Origin of the sequence: Streptomyces sp. NPDC052225 (assembly GCF_040679615.1) — a bacterium.
Classification (GTDB): domain Bacteria; phylum Actinomycetota; class Actinomycetes; order Streptomycetales; family Streptomycetaceae; genus Streptomyces.
In genome coordinates this window covers 55132-70144 of the sequence record NZ_JBFAVD010000032.1, presented here as the reverse complement: position 1 = coordinate 70144, position 15013 = coordinate 55132, and the positions used below count along the sequence as shown (strand labels likewise).

Sequence of the window (15013 nt, the reverse complement as noted above, 5' to 3'; positions counted from 1 at the left end):
TTCTCCGCTCGCTCCCTCGCCCCCCCCGCCCCCCCCCCCCAGCCCCCCCCCGCCCCCCCCCCCCCCCCCCGGGGCGCGGGGAACTGCGCGACCAGCCCGACTCAACCCGCAGAGGCCGACTCAGCGGGACCCGGCGGACGAGAGCGCCCCCACCCGCACCCCGATCACCTGATCCATCAGCGCCCCGAGCACATCCCGCACCGAGCCCCGCGCACGCGCATCGCACTCGATGACAGGAACCCCGTCCGCGATCCCCAACGCCTCCCGGATCTCGGCGACGTCGAACCGCTCCGCCCCGTCGAACCGGTTCACGGCGAGCACGAACGCCGCCCCCTGCGCCTCGAAGTAGTCGAGCGCCGGAAAACAGTCCTCGATCCGCCGCGTGTCCACGAGCACGACCGTCCCGATGGCGCCCTCGACCAGGTCGTCCCAGAGGAACGAGAACCGGTCCTGCCCGGGCGTGCCGAACAGATACAGCGCGAGCGTCGGGTCGAGCGTGATCCGCCCGAAGTCGAGCGCGACGGTCGTGGTCGTCTTGCCCTCGACCCCGTCGAGCGAGTCGACGCCCACCGACACCTGGGTGATCGCCGCTTCCGTGTCGAGCGGTTCGATCTCCGAGATCGCCCCGATGAACGTGGTCTTGCCGACGCCGAGCCCCCCGCTGACCACGATCTTCACGGCCAGCGGGGCTACGCGTTCAGAGCGCCCTGACATGGTCCCTGATCCTTTCGAGCGTGTGGAGCGGCAGCTCCGCGGGTTGCGAGCACGACAGCCGGCCGCCGACGACGAGGTCGGCGACGAGCACCTTGGCGACACCGAGCGGCACGCCGATCCCCTCGGCGACCTGCGCCACGGTGAGGGGTTCCTGGCACAGCGCGACGATCCGCTGGTGCTCGAAGGCCAGGGCCGGGCCGCCGGCGTCCGTCCCGACGGCGACGACGAGCGTCTCCAGGCGCAGATCGGCCTGCGCGGGCAGCGCCCGCCCGCCGGTGATGATGAACGGCCGCACGAACTGGGTGTCCTCACCGGACGCGCCCCCACTCATCGTGGCAGCGCCTGTCGCAGATCGGCGATGAGCGTCGGCGTGAGCAGATCACCGGCGCGCTCGGCGAGGACGGCCATCTCGTAGCCCACGAGGCCGAGTTCACCGCTGCTGTCGGCGAGTACGCCCAGGCAGCTGCCGTCCCGGATCGCCGAGACGAGCAGGAAGCCGCGCCCCATCTCGATCATGATGAGCTTCACGCCGTCGAAGCTGTACCGCTTCGACGCGCTGCGCGCGAGGCTGGACAGGCCCGACACGATCGCGGAGAGATGATCGGCCTCGGTCCGCCCGAGCCCGTCCGACACGGCGATGAGCAGTCCGTCGGAGGAGACGGCGACGGCGTCACGCACCCCGTCCGTGTTGCGGACGAAGTTGGCGATGAGCCAGTTGAAGGTCTGCGAGTCGCCCCGCGTGTCGACGGTGGTCACTTCTCGCCCTGCCCCTCGGCCTGCTTCGGCTGCTGCTTCTGCTGTTCCTTGCGTTCCTTCTCCACGCTGATGGCCCCCCGCATGTGGGCGCTGCGCAGACCGGACAGCATCCCGGACACGTCCTCGGGACTCCGCTCGACGACGGGCCCGGTGGGCGCGGGCCTGCGGGGCGCGTCGGTCTCGTGGACCGCTTTCGAGATGGCGCTGCGCTGCGGGCGCTTGACCAGTCCGTTACGGGTACGCGCCGCGGACGACGAACCGGTGCCGGCCGGCTTGCGCACCGGGGCGGACTCCTTGCGGGGCTCGGGCACGGGCGCCTTCTGCCCGGCGGGCACCGCTGCCCCTGCGGCCACCGGGGACGCCGGAGCCGTCGCGGTCACCGCGGCCGCCTCCGTGAGCAGCCCCACCGGGATCAGCACGCGGGCCACGACACCGGCGGCGGGCGCCTCGCCGAGCCGCACCTCGATCCCGCACTTGCGGGCGAGCGCGCCGACCACGAAGTGGCCGAGGAACCGGGTGGGTTCGGCCATGAAGCTGGCCGTGCCCGACAGTCGTACGTTGGCCTCGGCGATGGCCTGGGTGTCCATGCCCATGCCGTGGTCGACGATCGCGATGAGATAGCCCGCGCTGGTGCGCCGCCCCTCGACCTCCACGTCGGAGTCCGGCGGCGAGAAGCTCAGCGCGTTCTCCACCAACTCGGCGAGCAGGTGGGCGAGTTCGGCGACGACGGAGCCGGAGAGGTGGGCGGGCTCGACACGCCGCAGCGTGACGCGGCGGTACTCCTCGACCTCGGACAGCGAGGCGCGCAGCACGTCCGTCATGGACAGCGGCGTCGACCAGGTGCGCGGGCTCGACTCCCCGGCGAGGACGAGCAGGGATTCGGCGTTGCGGCGCATACGGGTGGCCAGGTGGTCGAGTTCGAAGAGGTTGGCGAGGGTGTCGGGGTCGGCGTCCTCGTGCTCCAGCTTGTTGATGAAGCTGATCTGCCGGCGGACCAGGTTCTGGTTGCGGCGGCCGAGGCTGACCAGCGACTCGGTGGCGTTCCTGCGCAGGACGGCCTGCTCGGTGGCGAGGTCGAACGCGGCGCGCTGCACCCGGTCGAAGGCGTCGGCCACCTCCCGGACCTCGGCCCCCGCCCGGGAGTCGAGGGCCAGCGGCGCGGGCGGTGCGGGCATCTCGCCCCCGGCGGCCTGGACGGCGGCGACGGCCTGCGGCAGCCGGCTGCCCGCCACGTCGCGGGCCTCCTCGGCGAGTCCGCTCAGCGGTGCGGAGACGGACCGTACGCAGTCGTAGGCGAGCGCGCCCAGGGCGGCGATCACGGCGAACGCGAACAGGACGAACAGGAGCAGGTCGCGCTGGGCCGAACTCTCCAGCTCGGCGGCCCGGTTCTCGACGTCGGCGCCGATGGAGACCTGCACGTCGCGCAGGCCGTTGATGGTCGACGTCATCGCGTCCCACCAGGCCATAGGCGGCACCTGGTACGAGGTGAGCCGGCCGGCGCCGCGCACGGCGGTCGACTCGTACCCGAGCGCGCGCACCGCGTCGGGCGTCGCGAGCGCGTCATCGAGCCGGCTCTCCTGCGCGGCGGTCGCGGTGGCGGGGAAGGTGTCGAGCGCGGCGAGCCGACCGGAGCGGATCTCCATGAAGCGGCTGTAGTCGCTGCCGCGGAAGTGCCCTCCGGCGCGTACGGAACCGAGCACGATGGCGCGCTCCTGCCCCATGAACTCCTTCGCGGTGCCGAGGACTTGAAGGGTCTGGTAGGCGTCGCGCAGCGAGCCGTCCTGGACGTCGTCGAGGCCGCGTCCGGCGCGGGCGAGGACGGCGATGGTGTCGGTGAAGTAGTCGAAGGTGGCCTTCACCTGGCCGCTGCCGTCGTCCGCGCTCTCGCGGATGCCCGCGAGCCCGGCGAGCCGCCCGAGCGAGGCGCGGGTGGCCCCGCCGCCGTCCTGCGCGGCGAGGGCGTCCTCGAGGGCGGTGCGCGCGGCGTCGGTGGCCTTGCGCTGGGCGGGCAGCTTCGCGCTGAACTGCCGTACGCCACCGACGTAGCCGGTGGTGAGGCCGCGCTCCTTCTGGAGTTCGTGGACGAGGCCCTGGAGGGTGACCTCCAGGCGGGCGTCGGCGGCGGTGTCGGCGGCATTGCGGTAGCCGGTGATCTGCTCGGCGGCGAACACGCCGAGCAGCGCGAGCAGGACGGCGAGGGCGAGTCCGAGGATGCGCGACAGCCGGGTGCGGATGGTTCTGGGTTTCGCCGCGAAGGACGCGACGGGCGATACGAGATCCACTGAAGTGCCTTATGGAGAGGGCGAGTTGGCGGGGCAGAAACGGTGCTTCTGCGCCCGGCCAACGAGCCCTCACCGAGCCCGGTCACCGGATCATGTGTTTGTTTTACGTCCTGGAAACAGCGATTCCGCCCACCCGCAGGTGGGGCCCGCCCACTCGTTCGGGGAACCCGTGCTCCGTATACCGGGCCAGTGCCTCACAGTCCGCAGTCGCAGCAGGAGCAGCACTCGCAGCACGAACACGCCTCGCAGCACGAGCAGTCGCAGCCGTCGCAGTTGGTGCAGGCGCCCTCGCGCTTCTTCCGCGACCAGGGCCCCTCGAACTCGTCGGCGCAGCACACCTTGCACGTACAGCAGAGCCCGATCGCGACGGCACACCCCGCGAAGAAGCCCCGCTTGCCGGGCTTGGGCGGCTGGAAGGAAGGACCGCCCCCGAACCCGCCGGGACCGCCAGGACCGCCGGAGCCGGCACCGCCAGGACCGCCCCCGTACGGATTGTTGGACGCGTACGCTCCCGAACCGGCCGGCTGCCATCCCTCGCCCTGCGGCGTGGACGCGCCCCCGGAGTGCGCGTGCCCCGCGACGCAGCCGCCGGTCCCGAACGCCCGGTCCACGGACCGCCCCAGCTCGTGCACGAGCAGCAGATGCGCGAGCTTGCCGTCCACGAAGTCGACCTCGCGCAGCGCGAGCCGGATCCCGTGCACGGCGTCGTCGGCGAGCCGGCGCGCTTCGGGGAGCGAGGTGCCGGTGGCCGTCAGCGGGTTCCAGGCGCCCGCCGCGGCGTCGGCGTCCCGGTCCTCGACGGCGTCCAGGAGGTGCGCGAGGCGCCCGAAGAGCCGGCCCGCCTCGGCGAGCGGTTCCGCGTTGTGCGGGCGTCCGGCGAGCCACGCGGTGTGCGCGAAGGCGGCGCCGGTCGCGGTCTCGGTCGGCTCGGTCACGGTGAGCAGGGAGGTGCCGGGCCCGGCGATGGCCTCGATCCCGGCCTGCCGCTCGACGGCGTCGAGCAGCACCGCCGTATCGAACCCGACGTCAGATCCCGTACGGGCACCGGCCCTTCCCCAGCTCGCGGCGACCTTCCGGGCGGCGACGGCCACCGGTCTGCGGGCGAAGAGGCCGTCCCGGTCGTCGATGTGGTCGCGCACCTTCGCCGCGGCGAGGACCAGCGAGACGGCGGCGGCGAGCCGTGCGCCCTCGCCCTGCGCGACGGACGCGGTGCGCATCCCGCGCAGCGGACAGGGTCCCGCCTGGCGGCGGCCCGGCCCGGTGCGCTCGGTCTGAGCCTCCGTCAGAACCGATACCAGCAAACCGTCGTAGTTCGTGACGACCCGGGCGAACTGCCCGTGATCGCCGCGCAGTGCGAGGCACAGCCCGCACAGATGAGCCATCCACTGGGCCTTCAGACCGTCACCGAGCCGGTGACTGCAGGGCCGGACGATTCCGAACAAGGCGACTCCCCCGTGCGCCGTATGACGAAGCGTCAACCGGGTAGCCGCGTCTCGTCATCTTCCAATTGACCGTGCGAGGAGGCATCGTACCGAGCACCTGCGACAACGCGCCGTTCACCCGCACGCACCGTGCATCACCCGAACGCCGTGAAGAATCATATTTCACTCACTATCAGCAGCCGGGCCCCGTACAGCCCTTGGGAACACGGGGGCAACACCGTGTTGACTGTGCACCAGTACCGTCACGAAAACCCCGCGCGGCGACTATCCACTTGGCGCCGCATCTGCATCATGGACGAACATTGGGGATGCACAACATGCGGAACGCAGAGGAACCGCTGTGAGAGGAGGCGTCCATGGGATCGGTGCGCAAGGCGAGTGCCTGGCTTGGCCTCGTCGACGACAACGATGACGAGCGTTACTACGACGACGACTACGACGAGGGCCCCGAGCCCGCCGCCGGGCCTGCCGCCTGGGTCACGGACCCGCGCGTCAAGGTGGCCACGGAGGAGGCCGAGGAGAGCGGCCGCCGCATCGGTACCGTGACGCCGGACAGCTTCCGGGACGCGCGGCGGATCGGCGAGATGTTCCGGGACGGCGTCCCGGTCATCATGAACCTCACGTCCATGGAGCCCACCGACGCCAAGCGCGTCGTCGACTTCGCGGCGGGGCTGATCTTCGGCCTGCGGGGTTCGATCGACCGGGTCGCGAACCGGGTCTTCCTGCTGACCCCCGCGGACACGCAGATCGTCTCGGGCCGCGAGGCGGGCACGCACCCGGACGGTTTCTTCAACCAGAGCTGACCACCCGGCCGGGTGTTGCCCCTCCTTCCCCTCCGCTCAGCTGTCGGGCGGGTGGGAGGGACGACACCGCCGGCCGGTGGTCAGACGACCGACGACTCGGCCCGCGACGGCCGACGAGGCGCCGCCACGGCAGCCTCCTCCGCCGCCAGCGCGGCCTCGCAGTCCATCCGCTTCGGCAGCTTCCGTGCGGCCAGCGCGCCCAGGAACAGCAGCGCCGCGCTGACCACGAGCGTCACGTGCAGCCCGTGCACGAACGCCGCCCGCGCGGCCTCCCGCAGCGAGTGCCCCGCCGCGCCCCCGAGCTGCGCGGCGATCTGGTACGCCTCCCCCAGCGAGTGCCCGGCCGCGCCACTGGCCGACGCGGACACCCCGTTCACGTGCTCGAGACCCGGCGCGTACGCGGCGTTCATCACCGAGCCGAGCAGCGCGATACCCATGCCGGCGCCCAGCTGGTACGAGGTCTCGCCGATGGCGGCCGCGCCTCCGGCGTCGTCGGCGGGCGCCTCCGTGAGCATCGACTCGTACGCCCCGAAGAGCGTGGACTGGAAGCCGAAGCCGAGCAGTATGAAGCCGGTGCTGAGCAGCATCGGCTTGTCCTGCTCGCCCATCAGGCACAGCAGCAGGACCGCGCAGGCGGTGAGCGCGAACCCGTAGCTGACCATGCGGCGCGGGCCGACGCGGCGCAGTATCGCGGAGCCGAGGACGCCCGCGACCATGGCCGCGAAGGTCAGCGGCAGCATGCGCAGGCCGGTCTCCAGCGGGCTGAGGTCGAGGACCAGCTGGAGGTACTGGACGGCGATGAGTTCCAGGCCGACCAGGGCGAGCATCGCGATCACGATGCAGCCCACGGACGTGGTGAAGGCGGCGCGGGAGAACAGCCGCATGTCGATGAGGGGGTGCTCGCGGCGGCGCTGGCGGCGCACGAAGAGCACGAGCAGCCCCAGGCCCGCGAGGAACGGCAGGACCGCGCCGGCGTCGAGCAGGTCGCGCTCGATGCCGAGTTCCTTGATCCCGTAGACGACGCCGAGCACGCCGAGGGCGGCGAGCAGCGCGCCGAACAGGTCCCACGGTCCGTCCGCGCGGCCCTTGGACTCGGGCACGAGGACCCGGCACAGCGGCAGCATGACGGCCATCAGCGGGATGTTGATGAGGAAGACGGAGCCCCACCAGAAGTGCTCGACGAGGAAGCCGCCGAGGACGGGCCCGGTGGCGGCGCCGATCGCGGCGACCGCGGTCCACACGCCGATGGCGACGGCCCGCTCGTGCCGGTCGGGGAAGACGTCCCGCAGGATCGACAGCGTCGCGGGCATGATCATCGCGCCGCCGATGCCGAGCAGCGCGCGGGCCAGGATGAGCACCTGCGCGGTGTCGGAGAACACGGCGAGCGCGGAGGCCGCGCCGAACAGGGCGTAGCCGAGCAACAGGATTCTGCGGCGGCCGACACGGTCGCCGAGCGTGCCGAAGAGGATCAGGAGCGAGGCGCAGACCAGCGGGTAGGCGTCGCCGATCCACAGCAGCTCGACCGAGGTGGGCCGCAGGTCCTCGGTGACCGAGGGCAGGGCGACGTAGAGGATGGTCGAGTCGAGCGCGACCAGGAGCAGGCTCGTGCACAGGACGACGAGAACGACCCAGCGGTTGGTGCGGGCGCCCACAGCGGCCAGTCGCTGGCGCAGGCGTCCGGTGGCCGTGTTCGTCCCGGACATGTGCGTACCTCCCAGTGTTCCTCGCGTCCGGCGGATCCGGGGGCTGGGGAAGCCCGCGGTCTTCGGTCGGGAGGAGCGGTCTCCCGGCCCCGCTGCGGAAGGCGAGTGAGCCGTCAGAGTACGCGAGTTCGGGCCGGTGGCACGTGGCAGAGCTCTCACGAAACCATCAGGCCGGTGTGGTGTGCGCCACTCGCGGGAGACCTGGGGCCGTGCGGAACACATGAGGTGGGCGCCGATAATCGGGCCGTGACCGAAGTGGATCGACGAGACCGGCCCTCCCCGCGGCGCGCCCTGCCCGCACTCCTCGGCTACGCGGGGGTGCGCGCGCTCGGGCTGCTCGCCCTGGCGCTGTGGAGCGCGGCCGTGGGCAAGAGCCCGCACACCCTGCTCACCGCGCGCTGGGACTCCCTCTGGTACACGCGGGTCGCCGAGCACGGCTACGGCTGGTCGGTGACGCTGCCGGACGGGAGCGTGCACTCGAACCTCGCCTTCTTCCCGCTGCTGCCGTGGCTGGAGCGGGCGGTCGCCGCGGTGAGCCCGCTGTCGTACGCGGACGCGGGTCTCCTCGTCGCGTGGGTGGCCTCGCTCGCGGCGGCCTGGGGGATCTTCGCCGTCGGCGACCACCTGTACGGGCGGCGGGCGGGGATCTGCCTCGCGGTCCTGTGGGGTGCGCTGCCAGTGGGGATCGTGGCCTCGATGGCGTACAGCGAGGCGCTGTTCACCGCGCTCGCGGCGTGGGGACTGTACGCGGCCGTGCGGCAGCGCTGGGTGAGCGCGGGTCTGCTCGCCGCGCTCGCCGGGCTGACCCGGCCGGTCGGCGCGGCCGTCGTGGCGGCGGTGTGGGTGGCGGCGGCGCTGTGGGTCGCACGGGAGCGGCGCGCATCGTGGCGGCTCGTGCTCGGCGTGCTGCTCGCCCCGCTGGGCGCGGCGGCGTACGTGCTGTGGGTGGGACACCGTACGGGCGGCGGGCTCTTCGGCTATCTCGACGTCCAGGGGCAGTGGGGCAACGGATTCGACGGCGGCCTGTCCTTCGCCCGCTTCGTCGCCGACAAGTTCACGTCACCTCTGGGGGCGCTCGCCGGGATCGGTCTGATCGTCGGGGTCGCGCTCGTGATCTGGCTCTACGTGGCAGGGGTCCGACAGCGCCAGCCGGTGCCGCTGCTCGTCCATACGGGGATCGTCGTCGCGCTTGCCCTGTGCGCTTCGGGGTACTTCGGGTCCAAGCCGCGGCTGCTGCTGCCCGCGTTCCCGCTGCTGCTGCCGCTCGCGGTGGCGCTCGCCCGGTGGCGAACGAGCAGGTCGGCGTGGGTGCTCGGGGGCCTGGCCCTGGTGTCGGCGGGGTACGGGGCGTTCTGGCTCAACGGGTCGGGGCCGCCCTGACCGATGAGCGGACGGAGAATTCCGTGCCAGCAAAGGGTGAACGCATTGATAAGCGCCACATAACCAGAACCGGAAAACGATCATTCAATTCCGCGGGACTTCCGTATCGAGTTACCGGAATCCGGGGAATACATGGCGTCCTGAGATCAATCCCACATCACATCGTCATCACAAAGCCACTGTTTCGTCCTGGTCCGCGGCGCGCCCGCTGTAGCGTCGATTGGGTGCGTACCGAACGAAACCTGACCCGGCGCATCGAGCGGGTCTTCGCCCGGCTCGACCGCGAGCCCGAACGGCCGGCCAACCTGGACATCCCCAGGATGAGCCGGCACCGCGTCGTGCTCTTCGGGCTGACCCTGTCCTTCTACCTCACCATCGTCGTGGCCGTGCTCATGACGTCGTGGCTGGTCGCCCTGGACTGGCAGGTCATGTTCTTCCGGCCGTACCAGCAGTGGCCCGAGATCCACGCGTTCCTCGACTACTGGGTCGTCCTGGGCCAGCGCGGCCCGACGGCGGTCATGGTGATGGCCTGGCTGGGCTGGCGCTCGTGGCGTCAGCACACGCTGCGCCCGCTGCTGATGTTCGGCACCGCGCTGCTGCTGCTCAACCTCACGGTGGGCGCCGCCAAGCTGGGCATGGGCCGCGCGGGCCCGCACTACGCGACGCTCGTCGGCTCGAACGAGATGTGGCAGGGCGGCGACATATTCCCTTCGGGCCACACGGCGAACGCCGTGGTGACCTGGGGCATCCTCGCCTACCTGGCCTCCACGCCGCGCGCCCGGCGCTGGCTGTCCGCGGTCTCCGCCGTGATCTCCCTGAGCGTGGGCCTGACCACCGTCTACCTCGGTACGCACTGGCTGAGCGACGTCCTTCTGGGCTGGGCCGCCGGCCTGCTCATCCTGCTCGCGCTCCCCTGGTGCGAGCCGCTGGTCGCCCGCGCCGAAGCCGTGATCTTCGCGGTCCGCGACCGGCTGCGCGGCCGCCGCACCGCTCCGGCCCTCGCACCGCAGCCGGTACCGGCGCCCGCGATGGTCCCGCAGCGCACGCCCGCGCCGGCCGAGGACGAGATCCGCGCGCGCGAGCCGGTCGGCGCCGCCCGCACCACGGGCCGCCACACCGCGCTCATGCCGCAGGGCCCGCACACCCCGCGCGGCGAGCGCACCCCGGTCACCCCGGCAGGCAGCCGGCGCCCTTCAGGGGCACGGGGAACTGCGCGACCAGCCACGACGGACCCGCAGAGGGCATAGGAGAGCACCACCCCACAGACAGCGGGCCCGGTACGCACAACCAGCCCGCGCAGCGAAGGCCCCCGGAACCTCACAGGTCCCGGGGGCCTTCGCACACGCTCACCCCGGAGGGCCTGTCAGCCCTTCCAGGAGCGCGTCACTCTGCCGTCGGTGACCTCGAAGTTCAGCCGGCCGGCGCGGTACTCCATGGTGATGATCGTCCCCGGCGCGAGCTTGCGGACGGTCGACCAGCCGCGGCCGCGCGCCTGCCGCTCGGCGCCCTCGGCGTCGAGTCCGACGTACGCGGAGAGGTCGTCCTGGGGGTCTGCGGGCGGGGTCGGAATGGGTGCCATACGGCCACCGTAGGCGGTGCGCGCGGGAGGCGCCAGGGCCGTCCGCGAGGGCCCGTCACACAGTCGTACGGTCACGCTTTCGTCACAAGATCACGACAGTTGATTGCCCCGAGCTCGCTCACACGATCGGGCGGTTCCTTACTTCTTACTCACCTCTTACCAAGGGCTCTCCGCTTGCGGCGGACGCAATTCCGGATGCCCGCGGAAAGGATGCCGCACGGCCCCGTCACCTTTATCGCCGACGCGTCCGGAAATTCCCCGGGCATTCCGAATACGGCGGCACGGCGGGCGAGTTGAGGCCGTCCGGGAATTGTCTGTCCATGCGAGAAAGGGGCGTACGCCCCCTGTCGCGGCGGGTACCCGCGCGCGCATCATGGCCTGAGTTCGAAGCAGGCCCGAGGCGCGCGAGCAGCGAGGGGGCAGCGATGGGAACGACCGGGGTCCAGGCCGGGCCTGTGACAGCCGAGTCGGCCGGGGGACGCCGGCCGGGCCGGATCGTCGTGGACTGGCTGACCACCACCGACCACAAGAAGATCGGCCACCTGTATCTGATCACCGCGTTCGGATTCTTCCTGGTCGGCGGCGTGATGGCGCTGCTGATGCGCGCCGAACTGGCCCGCCCCGGCATGCAGATCCTGTCCAGCGAGGAGTACAACCAGCTCTTCACGATGCACGGCACGATCATGCTGCTGCTCTTCGCGACGCCGACGTTCGCCGGGTTCGCCAACGAGATCATGCCGCTCCAGATCGGCTCGCCGGACGTCGCGTTCCCCCGCCTGAACATGCTCTCGTACTGGCTGTTCCTCTTCGGCGGCCTGATCGTGCTCGGCTCGCTGGTGGTGCCGGGCGGGGCCGCGGACTTCGGCTGGTTCGCGTACGCGCCGCTCAACTCCCTGACCCGCTCGCCCGGGATCGGCGCCGACATGTGGATCATGGGGCTCGCCCTGGCCGGGTTCGGCACGATCCTCGGCTCGGTGAACTTCCTGACGACGATCATCGGGATGCGCGCGCCCGGCATGACGATGTTCCGGATGCCGATCTTCACGTGGAACACGCTGTTCACGTCGATCCTCGTGCTGCTCGCGTTCCCCGTGCTCGCGGCCGCGCTGCTGTGCCTGGAGGCGGACCGGCGGTTCGGCTCGGTGGTCTTCGAGGCGCAGTACGGAGGCGCGCTGCTGTGGCAGCACCTCTTCTGGTTCTTCGGCCATCCCGAGGTCTACATCATCGCGCTGCCGTTCTTCGGGATCGTCAGCGAGATCCTGCCGGTCTTCAGCCGCAAGCCGATCTGGGGCTACACGATGCTGGTCGGCGCGACGATGGCCATCACCGGTCTGTCGGTGGTCGTCTGGGCCCACCACATGTTCACGACGGGCGGGGTGCTGCTGCCGTTCTTCTCCTTCATGACGTTCCTGATCGCGGTGCCGACCGGGGTCAAGTTCTTCAACTGGTGCGGCACGATGCTGAAGGGGTCCCTGTCCTTCGAGACGCCGATGCTGTGGTCCATCGGCTTCCTGGTGACGTTCCTGTTCGGCGGTCTGACCGGCGTGATCCTGGCCTCGCCTCCGATGGACTTCCACGTCTCGGACTCGTACTTCGTCGTGGCGCACTTCCACTACGTGGTCTTCGGCACCGTCGCCTTCGCGACGTTCGCCGGGTTCTACTTCTGGTGGCCGAAGCTGACCGGCAAGATGCTCGACGAACGGCTCGGAAAGATCCACTTCTGGACGCTGTTCGTCGGCTTCCACACCACGTTCCTGGTGCAGCACTGGCTGGGCGCGGAGGGGATGCCGCGCCGGTACGCGGACTACCTCGCGGCCGACGGCTTCACGGCGCTCAACACCCTCTCCACGATCGGGGCGTTCCTCGTCGGCATCTCGACGCTCCCCTTCCTGTACAACATCTGGCGCACGGCCAAGTACGGGGAGAAGGTCGAGGTCGACGACCCCTGGGGGTTCGGCCGGTCCCTGGAGTGGGCGACGTCCTGCCCGCCGCCGCGGCACAACTTCACGACCCTGCCGAAGATCCGCTCGGAGTCCCCGGCGTTCGACCTCCACCACCCGGAGTTCGCGGCTTTCGAGGAGCACGCCCCGTCGAAGACCGCGGCCCTGCACGGCCCGGACGAGAGCGCCCCGTAAGGGGCGCGGGGAACGGCGAGCAACCACGACGCGTCCGCACCCGCGAGAAGCCGCCGGCCCGCAACGGCGCCTAGGCGCTCACCTCGGTGACGACGATCGCGAGATCGTTGTCACCGGTGTAGTACGGCTCAGCCTCCAACTCCCGTCCGGCGGAGCCCACTCGCTGCGCCGGGTACGTGAAGATCGGCTTCTTGTCGGCGATGTCGTCGAGCAGCCGGGCCACCCGTACCTGCGGGCCGTCCTCCCCGGCCGGTCGCAGCCACACGTCCCAACGCCCCTTGGAGAGCTCGTCGTACCCGATGCGCAGCGCGAACTGCACCCCGTCCACGTCCAGTTCGGCCTGGAGGACCGGACCGGCCGCCGCGCGGGAACGTATCTCCACACAGGCCTTGGCCGAGAACTGCGCGCCGTACAGCCGTCCGCGCACGGTCAACTCACCGTTCTCGATGAGGAGTTCACCCGCCTCGGCGTGCGGCGCCCGCAGCCAGCTGCGCACGGTGAGATTGCCGTGCTTCGTCGCGTACGGGATCCGGACGGCGACATGGCCGCGCGAGCCGCTCGGCGCCCGGTCCACGAGCGAGCGCAGATCGTTCACGCCCGGCGTCAGACGCACCGGTTCGTCCCCGGCCACCTGCACGTACACGTCCCAGCGCCCCTCGGGCAGCCCCACGCTGATCGGCAGCGAGGCGCGCAGCCTGCCGTCGCCCACCGGCGTGAGCGGGAGCCGCGTCTCCTCCCCGCTCGCCCGGTTCATCAGCACGAGGTGGGCCGGGCCGGGCGCCCCGTGGTCGGTGACGTCGAAGGTGAGCCCGCCGGCGGAGTCGGCGATGCAGTCGGCGCGTGGTGCCATGCGGACGGTCCTGTCGTCGGCCCCGGGCGCAGGGGTGGTCGTGGCCAGTGGCGTCATGCGGTGCGCCCCTTGCCGGCCTGGAACGCGGTGCGTCCCGCGTCGCGCACGGCGTAGGCGCCGCCGAGCAGGGAGCCGCGCGCCCGGTGCAGCAGCGAGGTGGAGCCGCCGCGTGCGGTGAGCGAGCCGAAGAGCTTCTCGTAGCGCTCGGCGATGCGCGCCGGGTCGAAGCGCGCGGAGCGGGTGACGGCGCGCGCGGACATCTCCCGGCGCAGGTCGTCGTCGTTGATGAGTTCGAGGAGGCCGCCGGAGATCGCGTCGACGTTGCCCACCTCGACCAGGCGGCCGTCGACGCCGTTGTCGATGATCTCGCCGGGGCCGTGCGGGCAGTCGGTGGAGACGACCGGCAGACCGCACCGCATCGCCTCGACGATCGTCATGCCGAACGACTCGAAGGTCGAGGTCACGGCCGCGAGGGAACCTTTCGCCCATTCGGGTTCGATCGGGTTGGCCGGGCCCATGAGGAACACGTGGTTGTACAGGCCGAGTTCGTCGATGAGGTCGCGGAGCTTGTCCTTCTGCTTGCCGCCGCCGTAGATGCGCAGCCGCCAGTCGGGCCGCTCGGCGCGCACCTTGTCGAAGGCCCTGATCAGCAGGTCGTACCGCTTGACGGGAGCGAGCCGCCCCGCGGCCACGACCCACTTGCCGGAGCCGTCGGCGGGCGCGACGCCGGGCTCGGGCACCGGGTTGGGCATGGCCTCGACGCGGACGCCGGGCAGCCGCATGCCGGCGCGGTAGGCGCGTGCGTCGGCCTCGGTGGTCGTGGTGAGCGCGTCCAGACGCGGGTACACGCTGCGCAGCGTGCGGCGCAGGCTCGGGCTGTGCGTGTCGAGCGTGAGGTGTTCCTGGCCGACGCGCAGCGGGCCGCGGCGGGTCTCCTTGGCCAGGTGCACGTTGAGCCCGGGCCGCGTGCCGATCACCACGTCGGCCTCGACGCCCGCGAGGTGCTCGGCGATCCGCCGGTCGGTGAGCGCGCTGTACTGCTCGTAGCGGCCCTCGGCCCGCGGGAAGACGGAGGCGGCCTCGGAGAACCCGGGCTCGTCGCCGTCGTAGCCGGCGGAGTCCGTGCGGATGTCGACGAGGTGTCGCAGCCGGACGCGCTGGTCAGGCGCGAAGACCGGCTCGTCACGGTGGCGGAAGACGGAGACAACCTCCACGTCGTGGTGCTCGGCCAGGGTGTTGGCCAGGTTGTACGTGGTGCGGATCGTCCCTCCGATCCCGTACGCATTGTGAATCAGGAAAGAAATCTGCATGCGTCCCCGTATCTCACCAAATCCTGCGGACAGTCCGCCTACCGCATGGTTAGACAGGG

At 71.4% G+C, this 15013-nt stretch carries 13 protein-coding genes; 4 read left to right on the top strand and 9 right to left on the bottom strand.

Features of this window, described 5'->3' with window-relative positions:
• Positions 1–120: 120 nt before the first annotated feature.
• The 5 genes from AB0L37_RS33315 to AB0L37_RS33295 all read right to left on the bottom strand — a co-directional run bounded on the left by AB0L37_RS33315 (position 121) and on the right by AB0L37_RS33295 (position 5194).
• Positions 121–714, bottom strand: coding sequence for an ATP/GTP-binding protein (locus AB0L37_RS33315; protein ID WP_365514035.1), 594 nt, complete (start codon positions 712–714; stop codon positions 121–123).
• Complete coding sequence (locus AB0L37_RS33310) at positions 698–1045, bottom strand: DUF742 domain-containing protein (RefSeq protein WP_365514033.1); 348 nt, start codon at positions 1043–1045, stop codon at positions 698–700. Before AB0L37_RS33310 ends, AB0L37_RS33315 begins: the two co-directional genes overlap by 17 nt.
• On the bottom strand, positions 1042–1470 hold the full coding sequence (locus AB0L37_RS33305; RefSeq protein ID WP_365514030.1) for a roadblock/LC7 domain-containing protein: 429 nt from the start codon (positions 1468–1470) through the stop codon (positions 1042–1044). Before AB0L37_RS33305 ends, AB0L37_RS33310 begins: the two co-directional genes overlap by 4 nt.
• Positions 1467–3752 carry a nitrate- and nitrite sensing domain-containing protein gene (locus tag AB0L37_RS33300; RefSeq protein WP_365514027.1) on the bottom strand — a complete coding sequence of 762 codons (2286 nt, stop codon included), beginning with the start codon at positions 3750–3752 and terminating at the stop codon, positions 1467–1469. The genes AB0L37_RS33305 and AB0L37_RS33300 overlap by 4 nt, the downstream gene beginning before the upstream one ends.
• A 194-nt stretch (positions 3753–3946) precedes the next feature.
• Entirely contained in the window at positions 3947–5194 is a 1248-nt protein-coding gene (locus AB0L37_RS33295) for a DUF5685 family protein (RefSeq protein WP_365514024.1), read from the bottom strand.
• 356 nt (positions 5195–5550) lie between these two features.
• Here AB0L37_RS33295 and AB0L37_RS33290 point away from each other — a divergent pair, with 356 nt between their 5' ends.
• Positions 5551–5997 carry a cell division protein SepF gene (locus AB0L37_RS33290; RefSeq protein WP_365514021.1) on the top strand — a complete coding sequence of 149 codons (447 nt, stop codon included), beginning with the start codon at positions 5551–5553 and terminating at the stop codon, positions 5995–5997.
• An 80-nt stretch (positions 5998–6077) separates the two neighbouring features.
• On the opposite strand, the gene AB0L37_RS33285 is transcribed toward AB0L37_RS33290, so the two are convergent.
• Complete coding sequence (locus tag AB0L37_RS33285) at positions 6078–7700, bottom strand: MFS transporter (RefSeq protein ID WP_365514018.1); 1623 nt, start codon at positions 7698–7700, stop codon at positions 6078–6080.
• Between the two features lie 246 nt (positions 7701–7946).
• Between AB0L37_RS33285 and AB0L37_RS33280 the strand changes: the two genes are divergently transcribed.
• Both AB0L37_RS33280 and AB0L37_RS33275 read left to right on the top strand, forming a co-directional pair.
• Positions 7947–9080, top strand: coding sequence for a hypothetical protein (locus AB0L37_RS33280; RefSeq protein WP_365514015.1), 1134 nt, complete (start codon positions 7947–7949; stop codon positions 9078–9080).
• Positions 9081–9304: 224 nt separating this feature from the next.
• On the top strand, positions 9305–10327 hold the full coding sequence (locus AB0L37_RS33275; RefSeq protein WP_365514012.1) for a phosphatase PAP2 family protein: 1023 nt from the start codon (positions 9305–9307) through the stop codon (positions 10325–10327).
• A 116-nt stretch (positions 10328–10443) separates the two neighbouring features.
• Here AB0L37_RS33275 and AB0L37_RS33270 read toward each other — a convergent pair whose 3' ends face one another.
• Positions 10444–10659 (bottom strand): I78 family peptidase inhibitor, encoded by a 216-nt coding sequence (locus tag AB0L37_RS33270; RefSeq protein WP_365514009.1) that lies wholly within the window; start codon positions 10657–10659, stop codon positions 10444–10446.
• A 425-nt stretch (positions 10660–11084) separates the two neighbouring features.
• Here AB0L37_RS33270 and ctaD point away from each other — a divergent pair, with 425 nt between their 5' ends.
• Positions 11085–12794, top strand: a complete 1710-nt coding sequence (ctaD, locus tag AB0L37_RS33265; protein WP_365514005.1) for a cytochrome c oxidase subunit I — start codon at positions 11085–11087, stop codon at positions 12792–12794.
• Between the two features lie 70 nt (positions 12795–12864).
• Here the strand turns inward: ctaD and AB0L37_RS33260 are convergent, their stop codons facing one another.
• Positions 12865–13644, bottom strand: coding sequence for a hypothetical protein (locus tag AB0L37_RS33260; protein WP_365514053.1), 780 nt, complete (start codon positions 13642–13644; stop codon positions 12865–12867).
• A gap of 53 nt (positions 13645–13697) precedes the next feature.
• Complete coding sequence (locus tag AB0L37_RS33255; RefSeq protein WP_365514001.1) at positions 13698–14954, bottom strand: glycosyltransferase family 4 protein; 1257 nt, start codon at positions 14952–14954, stop codon at positions 13698–13700.
• Positions 14955–15013: the final 59 nt, after the last annotated feature.